We start from the raw sequence: 14,581 nt of genomic DNA on the forward strand, positions 1-14,581 counted from the left end.
TCATGCGCGCCGTCATCCCGGACAAGCGGCCCTCGGGTCCGGCCTTCGGCCGGCCCAAGGACAGGCTCCGCCGCGCCGATCCGGGATGACGTGGAGGGAAATGCTGCCATGTCAGAGCTTACCGCCGGGCTCTAACCTGGCGCCGCGCAGGAATTCCGCCCCGGTGACAGGCCGCCCGCCGGCGCGCTGGACCTGCAGCAGCCTCACCGCGCCTTCCGCGCAAGCGACCGTGCCCTCGCCGTCGAGCAAGGTGCCGGGCTCGGCCGCCCCGCCTGCCAGTGCCGTGCGCAAGATCTTCAGCCGCTCCGGACCCTTGCCGAGATCGACCTCGGCGAAGGCGCCGGGAAAGGGCGAGAGACCGCGCACGAGGTCATGCACCTGTTTGGCCGGGCGCGCCCAATTCAACTTCGCCTCGGCATTGCCGATTTTGGCAGCGTAAGTCACGCCCTCCTCCGGCTGCGGCGTGAAGCGCAAGCCGCCGCGCCCGAGCGCCGCAAGCGCGCGCACCATCAGATCCGCTCCAAGCGGCGCCAGCAGGTCGTGCAATTCGTCCGCCGTCATGTCCGGACCGATCGCCAGGCTCTCGACCATGCCGACAGGGCCGGTGTCGAGGCCTGCTTCCATCTTCATGACGCAGACGCCGCTCTCGGCATCGCCGGCCATGACGGCGCGCTGAATCGGGGCCGCGCCGCGCCAGCGCGGCAGCAGCGAGGCGTGCAGGTTCAGGCAGCCGAGCTCCGGCAGATCGAGGATCGCCTGGGGCAGGATCATGCCATAGGCGACGACGACCGCGACATCCGCCTGATGCGAGGCGATGGCCTCGACCGCCTCCTGCGACTTCAGGGTCTTGGGCGTGAAGATAGGGATGCCGAAGCGCTCGGCGGCGCGCTGCACCGGCGAGGGCTTGAGATCGAGCCCTCGCCCAGCCTGTGCCGGGGCGCGGGTGTAGCAGGCCACGACCTCGTGGCCTTGCCCGATGATCTCGGTCAGGGTCGGCACGGCGAAATCGGGCGTGCCCATGAAGATGACGCGTAAACTCATACGCTGAACTTTACCCCAACCATAGTCTTCGTACTCACGCCGCGCTTTCGCGCTTGGCAACCTTGGCGAAGCGCTTGGTCACGCGCTCGCGCTTCAGCCGCGACAGATAGTCGATGAACAGCACGCCGTTGAGATGGTCGACCTCATGCTGCAGGCAGGTGGCGAGCAGGCCCTCGGCCGCAATCTCCTGAGTCTTTCCGTCCAGATCCATATAGCGCAGCTTGATCGAAGCAGGCCTTTCGACCTCCTCGTAATATTCGGGGATCGAGAGGCAGCCCTCCTCATGGACATTCGTCTCCTCGGACGTCCAGATCACCTCCGGATTGACGAAGACCATCGGGACCTTCTCCTCGTCGTCGCTCTTCGAGAGATCGATCGTCACGATGCGCTTGGGCACACCGATCTGGATCGCGGCGAGCCCGATGCCGGGCGCGTCATACATCGTCTCCAGCATGTCGGCGGCGAGCGTCTTGATCTCGGGAGTGATCGTATCGACCGGCGCAGAAACCTGACGCAGGACGGAATCGGGCAGGATGACGAGTGGACGAATGGCCATGGGGGCTCTGCGCGGAATTTTTCGAGGTTGCCGCGACATAAGCACTTGTGTGCAAGCGGTCAAACTGTTCCGCTTTCGTTCGAATTCCCTGCCCGAATCTGCTAGGCTTTTCCGATGAAAGAGATCGCCTTCATCCTGCTCGACCGTCCCGTGACCTGGGCCGAGGCCGCGCTCGGCTTCGCGGGCTTGAGTCTCCTGCTGCTCCTGCTGGTCGTCATCTCGTCCTGGCGCGGCGCCTCACGGCGCGCGTTCGAGGCCGCCATGGCGGCTGAGCGCGCCCGCGAGATGGACGACAAGGTCGCCGAAATGAACCGCAACCAGGCGGAGCTGTCAGGCCGCCTGCAGTCGATGGCCGAGATCCTCTCGACGCGGCAGGGCGATCTCGCCCGCCTCGTCGCCGAGCGGATGGATGGTCTGCGCCAGCAGGTCGGCGCCGGGCTGGAGCAGAATGTCCGCCAGACCTCCGAGAGCCTCGGCAAATTGCAGGAGCGGCTCGCCGTCATCGACTCCGCCCAGAAGAACCTGACTGACCTCACCTCCGAGGTGGTGACGCTGAAGGACGTACTCTCGAACAAGCAGGCGCGCGGCGCCTATGGCCAGGGTCGCATGGAGGCGATCATCCGCGACGGGCTGCCCGCCGCCTTCTTCGCCTTCCAGCCCCAGCTCTCCAACGGCAAGCGGCCCGACTGCATGGTGACGCTGCCCGGCGACGGGCGCGGCCTGGTGATCGACGCGAAATTCCCGCTGGAGAGCTTCACCCTGCTGCGCGAGGCACGCGGCGACGAGGCGAAGAAGGCCGCAGGCGTGCGCGTCCGCAATGATGTCGGCGTGCATGTGAAGGACATCGCCGAGCGTTACTTCCTGCCGGGCGAGACGCAGGACCTGGCCCTGCTCTTCGTGCCATCCGAGTCGATCTATGCCGATCTGCACGAGCATTTCGACGACGTGATCCAGAAGGCGCATCGCGCCCGGATCATGATCGTCTCGCCCTCGCTGCTGGCGCTCGCGATCCAGCTGATGCAGTCGCTGGTGCGCGACGCCCGCATGCGCGAGGAGGCGCAGGTGATCCAGACCGAGGTCGGCAAGCTGCTCACCGATGTGCGCCGCCTCGGCGACCGGGCCGAGAAACTCGACCAGCATTTCCGCCAGGCCCAGGAGGATGTCTCCGGCATCCGCACCTCGGCGGGCAAGATCGCCAGCCGCGGCGAGAGGATCGGCGCTCTGGAATTCGACGACGCCAAGGCAGCCGAGCCGGCGCTGCCCTTCGCCAAGGGGCTGGCGCTGAAGGCCGCGGCGGAGTGAGGCTGGCCTCGTCGGCGCTCTGACCCTTACTTGAGCACCCCCTTATTTGAGCAGCTGGAGCAGCGCCTTGTGGAACTCCTCGGGCGCCTCGACCTGCGGGGAGTGGCCAAGTTCGGGGAATTCGATGAGCCGCGCATTGGGAATGGCCTTGGCGGCCTCCCGTCCAAGTTGTTGATAGAGGCCGAGCGTCTTCTGCAGTTCGGGCGTGGCGCGGTTGGCACCCGGGGCGGTGCGGTCCTTGCCGCCGATCATCAGGGCCGTCGGCACCTGGATATTCGGGAATTCATGGACGACCGGCTGGGTGAAGACCATGTCGGAGGTCTGCGCCTGGTTCCAGGCGACCGCCTGCTTGCCGTCGCCGGCATACATCCCCGCGAGCATCGCGACCCATTGGTCGTATTCGGGCTTCCAGTTGCCGTTGTAGTAGAAGCGCTGCTGATAGGCCTTGATGCCCTCGAAGCTCGTCTTCAGCTCGCCCTGAAAGGCTGCGTCGAGCGTGGCATAGGGAACGCCCTTCGCCTGCCAGTCCTCAAGCCCGAGAGGATCGACCAGCACGAGGCGCTCGACGGTCCCGGGATACACCAGCGCATAGCGGGCCGCGAGCATGCCGCCCATTGAATGCCCCACGATGATGGCGCGCTGAATGCCGAGCTCCTTCAGCAGCCCTGCCGTATTGGCGGCCAATTGCTGAAAGCTGAACTGGTAGCCCGCCGGCTTCGACGATTTGCAGAAGCCGATCTGGTCGGGCGCCACGACGCGGTAACCGGCCTGCGTCAGGACCTTGATGGTCGCGTCCCAGGTTCCGGCGCAGAAATTCTTGCCATGCAGGAGCATGACGGTCTGACCATTCGCCTGGCCGCTCGCCGGAATGTCGAGATAGGCCATCTCGAGCGGCTGACGCTGCGAGGTGAAGCCGTGGATCTTGACCGGATAGGCATAGTCGAAGCCTTCCAGCCGGGGCCCATAGGTGGCAACGCCCGCTTGCTGGGCGCTGGCCGGCGCCGCCAGGGCAAGCAGAATGGCGGCTGCGGTGGCGATACGCATGGGCCGTCCTTCCCTCGGAGCATTGCGCGAAAAAGTGGGTACCGGTTTTTCGCAAGAGCAATGCTCTCAAACGTTTAGAATCGCCTTGATAGTCTGCGACGGCCAGCCCGGCTTCCGCCATCTCGCCCGGCCCAGATCACGATCCGCTGAGCGAACACTGCGGCAACCGCTGTAGCCTCAGCCGCGCGTCAGCGCCGCCGAGAGCTCCGGCTTCACGTTCAAGGTCTGGAACACCACGCAATAGCGCTCGGTCAGCTTCAGCAGCGTGTCGAGCTTCTCCTGCGGGGCGTCGGTCTCGACGTCGAAGGAGAGGCGGATCGCCTTGAAGCCGACGGGCGCGTCCTTGGCGACGCCGAGCGTGCCGCGGAAATCGAGATCGCCCTCGGCCCGGACGGTGCCCCTCTTCAATTCGATCTCGAGCGCGGTCGCAACCGCCTTCAGCGTCACGCCGGCGCAGGCGACGAGCGCCTCGAGCAGCATGTCGCCGGAGCAGAGCTCGGCGCCCGAGCCACCCGTCGCCGGGTGCAGGCCGGCAAGCGCGATGGCGCGGCCGGTCTCGACCTTGCAGGCGATGTGCTGGTCGTCGAGCTCGCCGCGCGCCTTCAGCGTGATGACGGCCGCATCGGGCGTCTCGCGATACTGGTCCTTGAGCGGGGCCTGGAGGGCGCGCAGGGCTGTGACGTCCATGGTTTCAACCTTCTTGGGACAAGCGACGATGCCCGTTGCAGATAATGCTGCCCACCCGATCAGGCCAGAGCATTGCGCGAAAAAGTGGGTACCGGGTTTTCGCTTGAGCAATGCTCTAAACTCTTAGAATCGATCACGTTTCTCGCATTCGGACGGTTCCGTCCGAATGCGACGTGATCTGAGGCCGCCGGCGCAAGGCCGGGCAGCGCCCTACCACCACATCCCCGCCGTCTCGGCGGTCTTGTGCTGCTGCGGCTCTTCGTCCCGCAGCGAACGGTCGAGCGTGCGCAAAACCTCGCGCTTGCTCGCCTCGAAGGCGGGTGAGAGCCGGTCGCGCGGGCGGGCAAGCGGGTTGTCGAGTTCGTCGAAGATGCGGCCGGGCTTGGGCTGCATCACGATGATGCGGTCGGCCAGGGTCACCGCCTCCTCGACGTCATGCGTGACCATCACCACGGTCGGCCGACTTTCCTCCCAGAGCGCCAGCAGATGGCCGTGCAGGCTCGCGCGCGTCGTGGCGTCGAGCGCCGAGAAGGGTTCGTCCATCAGCAGCAATTTCGGCCGTGTGATCAGCGCCCGGGCGATGGCGATGCGCTGCTGCTGGCCGCCGGAGAGCTCGCGCGGCCAGCGCTTCTCATAGCCGGCGAGCCCGACGCGGACGAGCGCATTGGTCACCAGCCCCTCACACTCGAAGGCGGAGAGATGCGAGAGCCCGAAAGCGACATTGTCGGTGACGCTGAGCCAGGGGAACAATCGCGGCTCCTGGAAGATCACGCCGACATCGGCGCGCGGCTCCAGGATCGCCTCGCCATCGAGCAGGATGCGCCCGGAGCTCGGCTGGTCGAGGCCCGCGATCAAACGCAGCAATGTGGTCTTGCCGCAGCCAGAGCCGCCGACGAGGGCGAGAATCTCGCCCGCCGCCACGCTGGCGGTAATCGCCGACAAGGCACGCGTGCCGTCGGCATAGGTTTTCGAGAGGGTATCGAAGCTCAGCATCGGGGATGCCTTTCAGAGCGTGTCGCGGCCGAGATCCTGCCAGGCGAGGAAGGGCCGCGTGATGGCGAGCAGCAGCCCGTCGGCCAGCTTGCCGAGCACGGCGAAGCTGATGATGGCCGCGATGATGGTGTCGGGGCGGCCGAGTTGCTGGCCGTCCACGAGCAGGTAGCCAAGGCCCTCGCTCGCACCCATGATCTCGGCTGCGACCACGAACATGAAGCCGAGGCCTAGCCCTGAGCGCAGCGAGGTGAACCAGGCCGGCAGGATCGCCGGCAGCAGGACGCGCCGGACCATAGCGAGCCGGCCGAGCCGGAAGACGCGACCGACCTCGACAATCTTGCGATCGATACCCTGGATCGCGGCCGCCACTCCAAGATAGACCGGGAAGAACACGCCGACCGCAATCAGCGCGACCTTCGAAGCCTCGAAAATGCCGAACCACAGGATGAAGAGCGGCACCCAGGCGATCGAGGGAATCGCCCGCAGCGCCTGAAGCGTCGGATCGAGCAAGCCGCGCGCGACGGGCAGCGCGCCCGTCAACGCACCCAGAACCGTGCCGACGCCCGCGCCCAGTCCGAAGCCGGCGGCGACGCGCCAGAGCGTCGCCGTGACATGGGTCTGGAGCTCGCCCGAGGCCGCCAGGCCCCAGAGCGTCCGCCCGACCACGCTGGGCGGCGGCATCAGACGGCCATTGGCGATGCCGGCCCGGACCAGAAGCTCCCAGAGCGCGGCGAGCGCGATCGGCAGCAGCCAGCCGGCGAGACCGAGGCGACGAGAACTGGGGCGACGAGAACTGGCGCCGGGCGAGCCCGGAGTTTTCGCCTGCGTCGCAGCCGCGATCTCCAGCGTGCTCATCGCGCCTCGATCGCCTCAGTTCGTCGCGGCGAAGCGCCGGTCGAGCAGATCGTCGACGACCGCCTTCACATCCGTGGTCGCGGGCAGCACGCCGGCTTCCTTTAGGGCAAGGCCTGCGGCGATGATCGTATCGGCCTGAGCCTGGCCGATGCTGGAATGCGTCAGCTCGGTGCGGGTGAGCTGGCGCTCGATCACGGCATCCGAGAGCTTGGTGTAGTCGACCAGCGCCTTCTTCAGCTCGGCGGGATTGGCAAGCGCATAGGCCCTGGCCTCCTCATAGGCGGCGATGACCTTGCGCACGAGGGCCGGGTTTTCGCTGGCGAAGGCCTCGCGGACATTGAGGATGCCCCAGGTGTTGTCCTGCGCCTTGCGGTGGAAGAGTTTTGCGCCGCTCTCGACCTCGGCCGCCGCCATCAGCGGGTCGAGCCCGGCCCAGGCGTCGACATCGCCGCGCTCCAGAGCAAGGCGGCCATCGGCATGCTGCAACAGGACGAGCTTGACGTCCTTCTCGGTCAATTTGGCCTCGGCCAGCGCCCTGACCAGGAAGATATGCGGGTCGGTGCCACGCGTCACGGCGACACGCTTGCCCTTGAGATCGGCGACCTTGGTGATCTCGCTCTTGGCGCCGGTGACCAGGGCCGTCCATTCCGGCCGCGAATAGACATAGATCGACTTGATCGGGTTGCCGTTGATCTTGCCGATCAGGGCGGCGGCACCCGCGGTCGAGCCGAAATCGAGCGAGCCGGCATTGAGGAATTCGAGCGCCTTGTTGGAGCCGGCCGACTGGACCCAGCGCACGGCGATGCCCTCGGGGGCGAGCGCCTTTTCGAGGATGCCACGCTCCTTCAGCACGAGGCTGACGGGGTTGTAGGTCGCGTAGTCGATGCGGATTTCCTTGGGGGCCTGCGCAAAGGCGGATGTGGCACCCAGAGCGAGCGAGGCGGCGGCGAAACCGGCGATGGCGAGGCGGCGCGTGATGATGCTCATGATCGATCCCTTGTTGCGATGACGCGCAGGGATCGGGACAGACTCGCAAGCCTGCCCTTGGCCCCGACGCTTTAGCTGCACTTATTTCGCGCCCGCAAGCTGCTGGCTCAAATCGGCGCGTATCCGTCTTTTAGGTCCGTTCGTTCTGTTTGTCAAACACGACATCTGGTGATGTTGAATTGCGAATTGAACATATTTGCGATGTACAATTTATCTGCTTTGCGAATCCCGCCGGCATGTTAACGAGCGGAGTGGGCCGAGGCCGCATGGCCCGGAATCGAGGGTGAGCCGCCGTGTCGTCCGTCGCCGATCAGCCGCGCCTCGCGCTCGCCGAGGTGCTGGAGAACCCCGCCCGGGCCGTCGCGAACCTCATCGTCCGATTGGGCAAACCCTCCACCGCCGAGATGCGCCAGGCGCTGATGGCGCATCTGCGCGGCGTGCTCGAGGAAGGCCACGCCTCGGCCAAGGATCTGCTCGCCGGCCCGCGCAACGGATTAGCCTGCGCCGAGCGCATTTCCGCGACGATGGATGGGATCATCGCCTGCCTGCATATCGCGGCGAGCGAGCATTTCTATCAGGCAGTCAACCCGTCGCAATCCGAGCGCATCGCCGTCGTCGCGGTCGGCGGCTATGGCCGCGGCACGCTAGCGCCGGGCTCCGATGTCGATCTGCTGTTCCTGTTCCCGCACAAGCAGACCGCCTGGGGCGAGAGCGTGGTCGAGGCGATGCTCTACCCGCTCTGGGACCTGAAGCTGAAGGTCGGCCACTCCGTGCGCTCGATCGATGACTGCATGCGCGAGGCGCGCGCCGACATGACGATCCGGACCGCGCTGCTCGAAGCGCGTTTCCTCATCGGCGACAGATCGCTCTTCGACGAGATGGTGCGCCGCTTCGGGGCCGAGGTGGTGGAGGGCACGGCGCCCGCCTTCACCGAGGCCAAGCTCGCCGAGCGCGAGACGCGTGTGCGCCGCGCCGGCACCTCGCGCTATCTGGTCGAGCCCAACGTCAAGGACGGCAAGGGCGGCCTGCGCGACCTAAACACCCTGTTCTGGATCGCGAAATACGCCTATCGCGTCGATGATGTCAGCGAGCTGGTCTCTGCGGGCCTGTTCGACCGCAAGGAACTCGTGATGTTCCAGCGTTCGGAGGAGTTCCTCTGGCGCGTGCGCTGCTGGATGCATTTCATCACCGGCCGGGCCGAGGAGCGCCTGTCCTTCGACCTCCAGCGCCAGGTCGCCGCCGCGATCGGCTATGCCGGACGCAGCGGCCAGGCGCCGGTCGAACGCTTCATGAAGGCCTATTTCCTCGTCGCCAAGGACGTCGGCGATCTGACCGCCATCGTCTGTGCGGCGCTGGAGGCGCGCCAGCAGAAGCCGCGCGCCTCGCTCTCGCGCCTGCTCGGCTCCTTTGCCAAGCGCAAACGCGTGCGCGCGCTCGGCCACCCCGATTTCACGCTGAAGAGCCAGCGCCTCAACGTGATCGACGACAACGCCTTCCGGCGCGATCCGGTCAATCTGCTGCGGCTCTACGAGATCGCCAGCCGCGACGACATCGCCATCCACCCCGACACCAGCCGGCTGGTGACGCAGTCGCTGCGGCTGGTAACGGCGCAGTTGCGCCACGATCCCGAAGCCAACCGCATCTTCCTGGAGATCCTGACCGGGCGGCGCTCGCCGGAACCGGTGCTGCGGCGGATGAACGAATCGGGGCTGCTGGGACGCTTCATCCCGGATTTCGGCCGCGTCGTCGCGATGATGCAGTTCAACATGTATCATCACTATACGGTCGACGAGCACCTGATCCGCTCGATCGGCGTATTGGCGGAGATCGATGCCGGCGTGCTCGAAATCGAGCATCCGCTCGCCAACGAGATCATGCCGACGGTCGCCAACCGCCGGGCGCTCTATGTCGCACTGTTCCTGCACGACATCGCCAAGGGCCGGCTCGAGGACCACTCGATCGCCGGCGCCAAGATCGCCCGCAAGCTCTGCCCCCGGCTGGGCTTGAGCGAGGCGCAGACCGAAACGGTCGCCTGGCTGGTCGAGCACCATCTCGACATGTCGACCGTCGCCCAGAGCCGCGATCTCGGCGACCCCAAGACGATCGAGACCTTTGCCGCCACCGTGCAGACGCTGGAGCGGTTGAAGCTCCTGCTCATCCTCACTGTCGCCGACATCAAAGCGGTCGGCCCCGGCGTCTGGAACGGCTGGAAGGGCCAACTCCTGCGCACGCTCTATTATGAGACCGAGATCGTGCTCGCCGGCGGCTATTCCGTGATCGAGCGCAAGGCCCGCGTCGAGAAGAAGCAGGATGCGCTGAAGGAACAGCTCGCCGATTGGCCTGAGACCGAGCGCAACGCCTATCTCGCCCGCCATTATCCGCCCTACTGGATCAAGACCGACCTCGCCCGCCAGGAGAAGCACGCCCGCTTCCTGCGGCAGGCCGAGAGCGAGGGCCGCACCACAGCGACCGCCGTCGAGACCGACCAGTTCCGCGGCATCACCGAACTCACCATCCTGGCGCCTGACCATCCGCGCCTGCTGGCGATCGTCACCGGAGCCTGTGCAGCCGCCGGCGGCAACATCGCCGACGCGCAGATCTTCACCACCACCGACGGGCTCGTGCTCGACACGATCTCGGTCTCGCGCGCCTTCGACCGGGACGACGACGAACTGCGCCGGGCCGAGCGGATCGCGGCCGCGATCGAGCGCGCCTTGAAGGGCGAGATCAAGATCGCGGATCTGGTGGCGCAGCGCCGCGCTCCGCCGCCGCGCGGCCAGACCTTCCAGCTCGCGCCCGAGGTCATCATCGACAATGTGCTCTCGGCCCGCCACACCGTGCTCGAGGTCTCGGGGCTCGACCGGCCCGGCCTGCTCTACGATTTGACCACCGCGATCGGGAAGCTCAACCTCAATATCGCTTCGGCCCATATCGCCACTTTCGGCGAGAAGGCGGTCGACGTGTTCTACGTCACCGACCTGACGGCGGCGAAGATCGTCTCGACCGCGCGCCAGCTCGCCATCCGCAGAGCGCTGCTCGACGTCTTCGCCTTCGATCACGACAAGCCGGCCGCGGCCAAGGCCAAAGCGCCCGCACGCGCTTGATTTCGCAGGCGACAAGTCCGATATCGGCCCGGAACGCCGTTGCGCCCTTCGCGTGCGCCGGCCCCCGATCCGCCTGGAATTGCGATCTATTTGGAATTGGATGACGCCATGACGCAGAAGCCTGCGAAAGAAGAGCCCGAGATCGACACCGCGACCAGCGAGGAACTGGCCAATGAAGCCGCCTCCAATGCCGAGGCCAATCTCGCCCGGCTGGAATCCGAGCGCGACGACTTCAAGGACAAGCTGCTGCGCACGCTGGCCGACATGGAGAATTTGCGCCGGCGCACCGAGCGCGAGATCTCCGACGCCAAGGCCTATGCGGTGACGAGCTTCGCCCGCGATATGCTGGCCTCGGCCGACAATCTGCGCCGCGCGCTGGAGAGCGTGCCCGAAGCCGCGCGCACCAAAGCCGAAGCAGCACTGGCGGCGCTGATCGAGGGCGTCGAGCTGACCGAGCGCGACCTGCTGAAGACGCTGGAGCGCCACGGCGTGCGCAAGATCGATCCGCAGGGAGAGAAGTTCGACCCCAACCTGCATCAGGCCATGTTCGAGGCGCCCGATGTCGAAACGCCCAAGGGCATGGTCTCAAAGGTCGTGCAGTCGGGCTACAAGATCGGCGAGCGCGTGCTGCGGCCGGCCCTGGTCGGCGTCTCGGCCGGCGCGCCCAAGCCGCAGGAACCCTCGACCCCGGACACCTCCGGCAGCACCCCATCCGGCCACTGAGACGTGCTCGAAGCCGCCGGCGTCGCCGTCTTTGCATTGACTGGCGCGCTGGTCGCGACCCGCAAGGGCATGGACCCGTTCGGCTTCATCCTGCTCGCGACGGTGACCGGCGTCGGCGGCGGCACGCTGCGCGATCTTCTGCTCGGGCGCATCGTCTTCTGGGTGCGTGATCCTTCCGATGTCCTGGTCTGCTCGGGCGTCGCGCTTGCAGCCTGGGCCACCGCTTATTTCAGGCCCGGCATGCTGGATGGCTGGGCCGGCAAGCGCCTGCTGATCTGGGCCGACTCGGCCGGGCTCGCGCTCTTTGCCGTTGCCGGCACGCTGAAGGCGCTCGATGTCGGCATCTCGCCCCTGTCAGCGATCGCGCTCGGCGCGATGACCGCCTCCTTCGGCGGCATCTTGCGCGACATCCTGGCCGGCGACCGGCCCATGGTGCTGTGGAGCCGCGATTTCTACGTCACGGCCGCAGCCGCAGGGGCAGCGATGACCGCGCTTCTGTCGAGCCTGGTGATCGAACCGGTCATCGTCATGCTTGTCGGCATCGTGACCACCTTCGGCCTGCGGGCTGGATCGATCCTGTTCGGCTGGTCCTTCCCGAACCTGCCTGGCTCCGGATCGTCCTGACGACGTCAATCGTCATTGCGAGGAGCGAAAGACGAAGCAATCCAGGGAGAGACAAGCCCTCCTGGATTGCTTCGCTTCGCTCGCAATGACGGAGGGCGTCATGCTGGCTTGGTCACGCGCCGCAATGTCAGATTGATCCGCCCGCCTTGCGGCAGCAGGCTCGACGAGCCCGCCAGGATGCGGTCGATGCCGTGATAGGCGAGCCTGGCCTCCCCCCCGAACAGCAAGGCATCGCCCGAGGCAAGCTTCAGCGACACCGTCTTGCCGCCCCGCTGCGTGCCGCCGATGCGGAACATGGCGGTGTCGCCCAGCGACAATGACAGCACCGGCGCCTCGAAATCCTGCTCGTCGCGGTCCTGGTGCAAACCCATCCTGGCGCTCGCCTCATAGAAATTGACCAGGCAGGCCTCGGGCGGATGCGGATAATCCGAAAGCTCCCGCCAAGCCTGCGTCAGCAGCGCCGGCATCGGTGGCCAGGCCAGGCCCGTCTCGGGATGGAGCGGCTGGTAGCGGTAGCCGCGCTCGTCGGAAACCCAGCCGAGCGAGCCGCAATTGGTCATCCGCACCGAGAAGGGCTTTCCGGTCCTGGGCATGCGCGGGGAGAAGAAGGGCGCCTGCCGCGCCACCTCGCGCAGATCGGCGACCAGCGCGGCCTGCGCCTCAGCCGGGAGATAGCCCGGCCAATGGACCACGCCGGGCGCGATCGCGAGCCGCGTCATGCCGAGATGCTCAGAGACTGTCGAGCCCGAGCACATCGGCCATTGAATAGAGCCCGGGCTTGCGGCCCCTGCCCCAGAGCGCGGCCTTGACCGCCCCTTGTGCGAAGAGACTGCGATCCTCCGCGATGTGGGAGAGCTCCAGCCGCTCGCCGGTCCCGGCGAAGATCACCTTGTGGTCGCCGACCACAGTGCCGCCGCGCAGCGCCGCGAAACCGATCGTGCCGGGCTGGCGCGCGCCGGTGTGACCGTCGCGCACGGCGACGCGGGCCTCAGCCAGATCGACCGCCCGGCCCTCTGCCGCCGCCTCGCCCAGCATCACGGCCGTGCCCGAGGGCGCATCGACCTTCATGCGGTGGTGCATCTCGACGATCTCGATGTCCCAATCCGTGCCGAGCGTGGCCGCGACCTTGCGCACGAGGCCGGCCAGCAGATTGACGCCGAGGCTCATATTGCCGGAGCGGATGATCGCGGCATGGCGGGCGGCGGCCTCCAGCTGCGCCAGATGCTGCGGCTCCAGACCGGTGGTGCCGACGATATGGGCAATGCGTGCCTGCGCGGCGAGGGCAGCGAAGGAGACCGTGGAGTCAGGCGTCGTGAAATCGAGCACGCCCTCGGCCTCGACGAAGGCCGGCAGGGCCTCGTCGGTGACATCGACACCGCAGGCGGGCAAGCCGGCGAGCAAGCCGGCATCCTGCCCGACCACACCGGAACCCGGCCGCTCGACGGCAGCCGACAGGACGCAGCCCGGGGTCTCATGGATCGCTTTGATCAGCATCCGGCCCATGCGCCCGGCGGCGCCGACGACGACAAGACGCATGTCGCTCATGAGAAGAACTCCGGAAAGCAGGTTGGCCTATCCGCCCGCCTATAGGACGAATCGGACAGGCGCGACACCCAAAACCCGGCTCCAACGAAAAACGGCCGGGTTGCCCCGGCCGTCCCATCATTCGGTATCGCTGGATCAGGCTGCGGCCTGGATCCCCGAGAGCTTCCAGGCGCCGCTCCGCGTACGCAGGAAGGTCCAGTGTTCAGTGACCTCCTGGGGAACGGTGGCGTTGCCATCGACGACCTTGCCGCTGGCGCGCTCATACAGCGCGTTGATCAGGCTGAAGCGCATCGCGACCGTAGCGTAATCGGCATCGCCCTCGCGCCAGGCTTCCGCGAGGTCGCCCTTCAGCAGCTTGACGTCGGAGACACGGTCGACAAGGCCCTTGCTGGCGTTGCCCGAGAGATCCTCGTCGAAATAACCGAACATCTCCGGTGTGACGCGCTGGCGCAGGCCGGCCTCGTCCTCATTCGAATAGGCCGCGTTGACCTCTGTCAGCAGGCGCTCGAAGGCGTTGAAATCCTCGCCCGTCAGCTGGATCGGCTGGGTCTGCGGCGCGGCGGAGCCGCCGCCCATCATGCCCATGCGGGCAGCCTGATTCTGGGCCTGCGGCTGATAGGTCTCGCGCGAAAGCGGCGCGCCGGCACCGGCCAGTTGCGGCTCGGAGCGGCGGCGGAAGAAGCGGAGCGCCAGCCAGATCAGGCCGCCGATCAGAGCGATCTGCATCAGGAAGCCGAAAACACCGGCAAGCGAGGCCAGGCCGCCGAAGAAGCCGGAGCCCGACAGCATGCCGAACAGGCCCGCGCCGAGCAGGCCGGCGCCGAGGCCCATCATCAGGTTGCGCGCCATCGAAGGCCGGGCCGCCTGGGCGGCCGCGGCTCCGCCGGCGGCACCCGCCATCGGAGCGGCAGGCGACGGCGTCGCGCTGCGCTGGAAGGGCTGCGCCCCATTGGGGGCCGTATCCGTGCGCGACGGCGCCGATTCGGTGCGCGAGCCGCGGCTGCCGAAGCTCTTGCCACCGCCTGGCCGCGCCTCAGCGACCACGGGGACGATCAGCAGCGCACCAGCGAGAAAAGCGATGGCCCGGCCACGCCGGGCGAGCGAAATCAAAGACATGGTT

General features: G+C 67.0%; 14 protein-coding genes. 4 read left to right on the top strand and 10 right to left on the bottom strand.

Annotated elements, in window-relative coordinates:
- Window positions 1–111 precede the first annotated feature (111 nt).
- Together fmt and BMZ97_RS14300 are read right to left on the bottom strand one after the other, a co-directional pair.
- On the bottom strand, window positions 112–1,041 hold the full coding sequence (gene fmt, locus BMZ97_RS14295; protein ID WP_092170441.1) for a methionyl-tRNA formyltransferase: 930 nt from the start codon (window positions 1,039–1,041) through the stop codon (window positions 112–114).
- Window positions 1,042–1,075: 34 nt separating this feature from the next.
- Window positions 1,076–1,597 carry a peptide deformylase gene (locus BMZ97_RS14300; RefSeq protein WP_210188256.1) on the bottom strand — a complete coding sequence of 174 codons (522 nt, stop codon included), beginning with the start codon at window positions 1,595–1,597 and terminating at the stop codon, window positions 1,076–1,078.
- A 114-nt stretch (window positions 1,598–1,711) separates the two neighbouring features.
- Here BMZ97_RS14300 and rmuC point away from each other — a divergent pair, with 114 nt between their 5' ends.
- Window positions 1,712–2,899: a DNA recombination protein RmuC gene (gene rmuC, locus BMZ97_RS14305; protein WP_092170446.1), complete on the top strand. Its 1,188-nt coding sequence runs from the start codon at window positions 1,712–1,714 to the stop codon at window positions 2,897–2,899.
- Window positions 2,900–2,941: 42 nt separating this feature from the next.
- Here the strand turns inward: rmuC and BMZ97_RS14310 are convergent, their stop codons facing one another.
- The 5 genes from BMZ97_RS14310 to BMZ97_RS14330 all read right to left on the bottom strand — a co-directional run bounded on the left by BMZ97_RS14310 (window position 2,942) and on the right by BMZ97_RS14330 (window position 7,465).
- Entirely contained in the window at window positions 2,942–3,943 is a 1,002-nt protein-coding gene (locus tag BMZ97_RS14310; protein WP_092170449.1) for an alpha/beta fold hydrolase, read from the bottom strand.
- 177 nt (window positions 3,944–4,120) lie between these two features.
- Window positions 4,121–4,630, bottom strand: coding sequence for an OsmC family protein (locus BMZ97_RS14315; protein WP_092170452.1), 510 nt, complete (start codon window positions 4,628–4,630; stop codon window positions 4,121–4,123).
- Between the two features lie 210 nt (window positions 4,631–4,840).
- Window positions 4,841–5,623: an ABC transporter ATP-binding protein gene (locus BMZ97_RS14320; protein WP_092170454.1), complete on the bottom strand. Its 783-nt coding sequence runs from the start codon at window positions 5,621–5,623 to the stop codon at window positions 4,841–4,843.
- A gap of 12 nt (window positions 5,624–5,635) precedes the next feature.
- Window positions 5,636–6,478 carry an ABC transporter permease gene (locus BMZ97_RS14325; RefSeq protein ID WP_092170457.1) on the bottom strand — a complete coding sequence of 281 codons (843 nt, stop codon included), beginning with the start codon at window positions 6,476–6,478 and terminating at the stop codon, window positions 5,636–5,638.
- Between the two features lie 15 nt (window positions 6,479–6,493).
- Entirely contained in the window at window positions 6,494–7,465 is a 972-nt protein-coding gene (locus BMZ97_RS14330; RefSeq protein ID WP_092170460.1) for an aliphatic sulfonate ABC transporter substrate-binding protein, read from the bottom strand.
- Window positions 7,466–7,836: 371 nt separating this feature from the next.
- Between BMZ97_RS14330 and BMZ97_RS14335 the strand changes: the two genes are divergently transcribed.
- The 3 genes from BMZ97_RS14335 to BMZ97_RS14345 all read left to right on the top strand — a co-directional run bounded on the left by BMZ97_RS14335 (window position 7,837) and on the right by BMZ97_RS14345 (window position 11,916).
- Window positions 7,837–10,569, top strand: coding sequence for a [protein-PII] uridylyltransferase (locus BMZ97_RS14335; RefSeq protein WP_244546441.1), 2,733 nt, complete (start codon window positions 7,837–7,839; stop codon window positions 10,567–10,569).
- Between the two features lie 108 nt (window positions 10,570–10,677).
- The gene (grpE, locus tag BMZ97_RS14340) at window positions 10,678–11,292 is read left to right on the top strand and encodes a nucleotide exchange factor GrpE (RefSeq protein WP_092170463.1); all 615 of its coding nucleotides are present in this window, start codon (window positions 10,678–10,680) and stop codon (window positions 11,290–11,292) included.
- A gap of 3 nt (window positions 11,293–11,295) precedes the next feature.
- Entirely contained in the window at window positions 11,296–11,916 is a 621-nt protein-coding gene (locus BMZ97_RS14345) for a trimeric intracellular cation channel family protein (protein ID WP_092170466.1), read from the top strand.
- Between the two features lie 98 nt (window positions 11,917–12,014).
- Here the strand turns inward: BMZ97_RS14345 and BMZ97_RS14350 are convergent, their stop codons facing one another.
- From BMZ97_RS14350 to BMZ97_RS14360, 3 genes are all read right to left on the bottom strand, one after another.
- Complete coding sequence (locus tag BMZ97_RS14350; protein ID WP_092170468.1) at window positions 12,015–12,635, bottom strand: alpha-ketoglutarate-dependent dioxygenase AlkB family protein; 621 nt, start codon at window positions 12,633–12,635, stop codon at window positions 12,015–12,017.
- Between the two features lie 10 nt (window positions 12,636–12,645).
- A complete protein-coding gene (gene dapB, locus BMZ97_RS14355) occupies window positions 12,646–13,452 on the bottom strand; it encodes a 4-hydroxy-tetrahydrodipicolinate reductase (RefSeq protein WP_092171446.1) in 807 nt (268 codons plus the stop codon).
- A gap of 144 nt (window positions 13,453–13,596) precedes the next feature.
- Window positions 13,597–14,577, bottom strand: a complete 981-nt coding sequence (locus BMZ97_RS14360) for a Tim44 domain-containing protein (RefSeq protein WP_092170471.1) — start codon at window positions 14,575–14,577, stop codon at window positions 13,597–13,599.
- Window positions 14,578–14,581: the final 4 nt, after the last annotated feature.

Source organism: Allobosea sp. OK403, assembly GCF_900113835.1.
GTDB lineage: Bacteria > Pseudomonadota > Alphaproteobacteria > Rhizobiales > Beijerinckiaceae > Allobosea.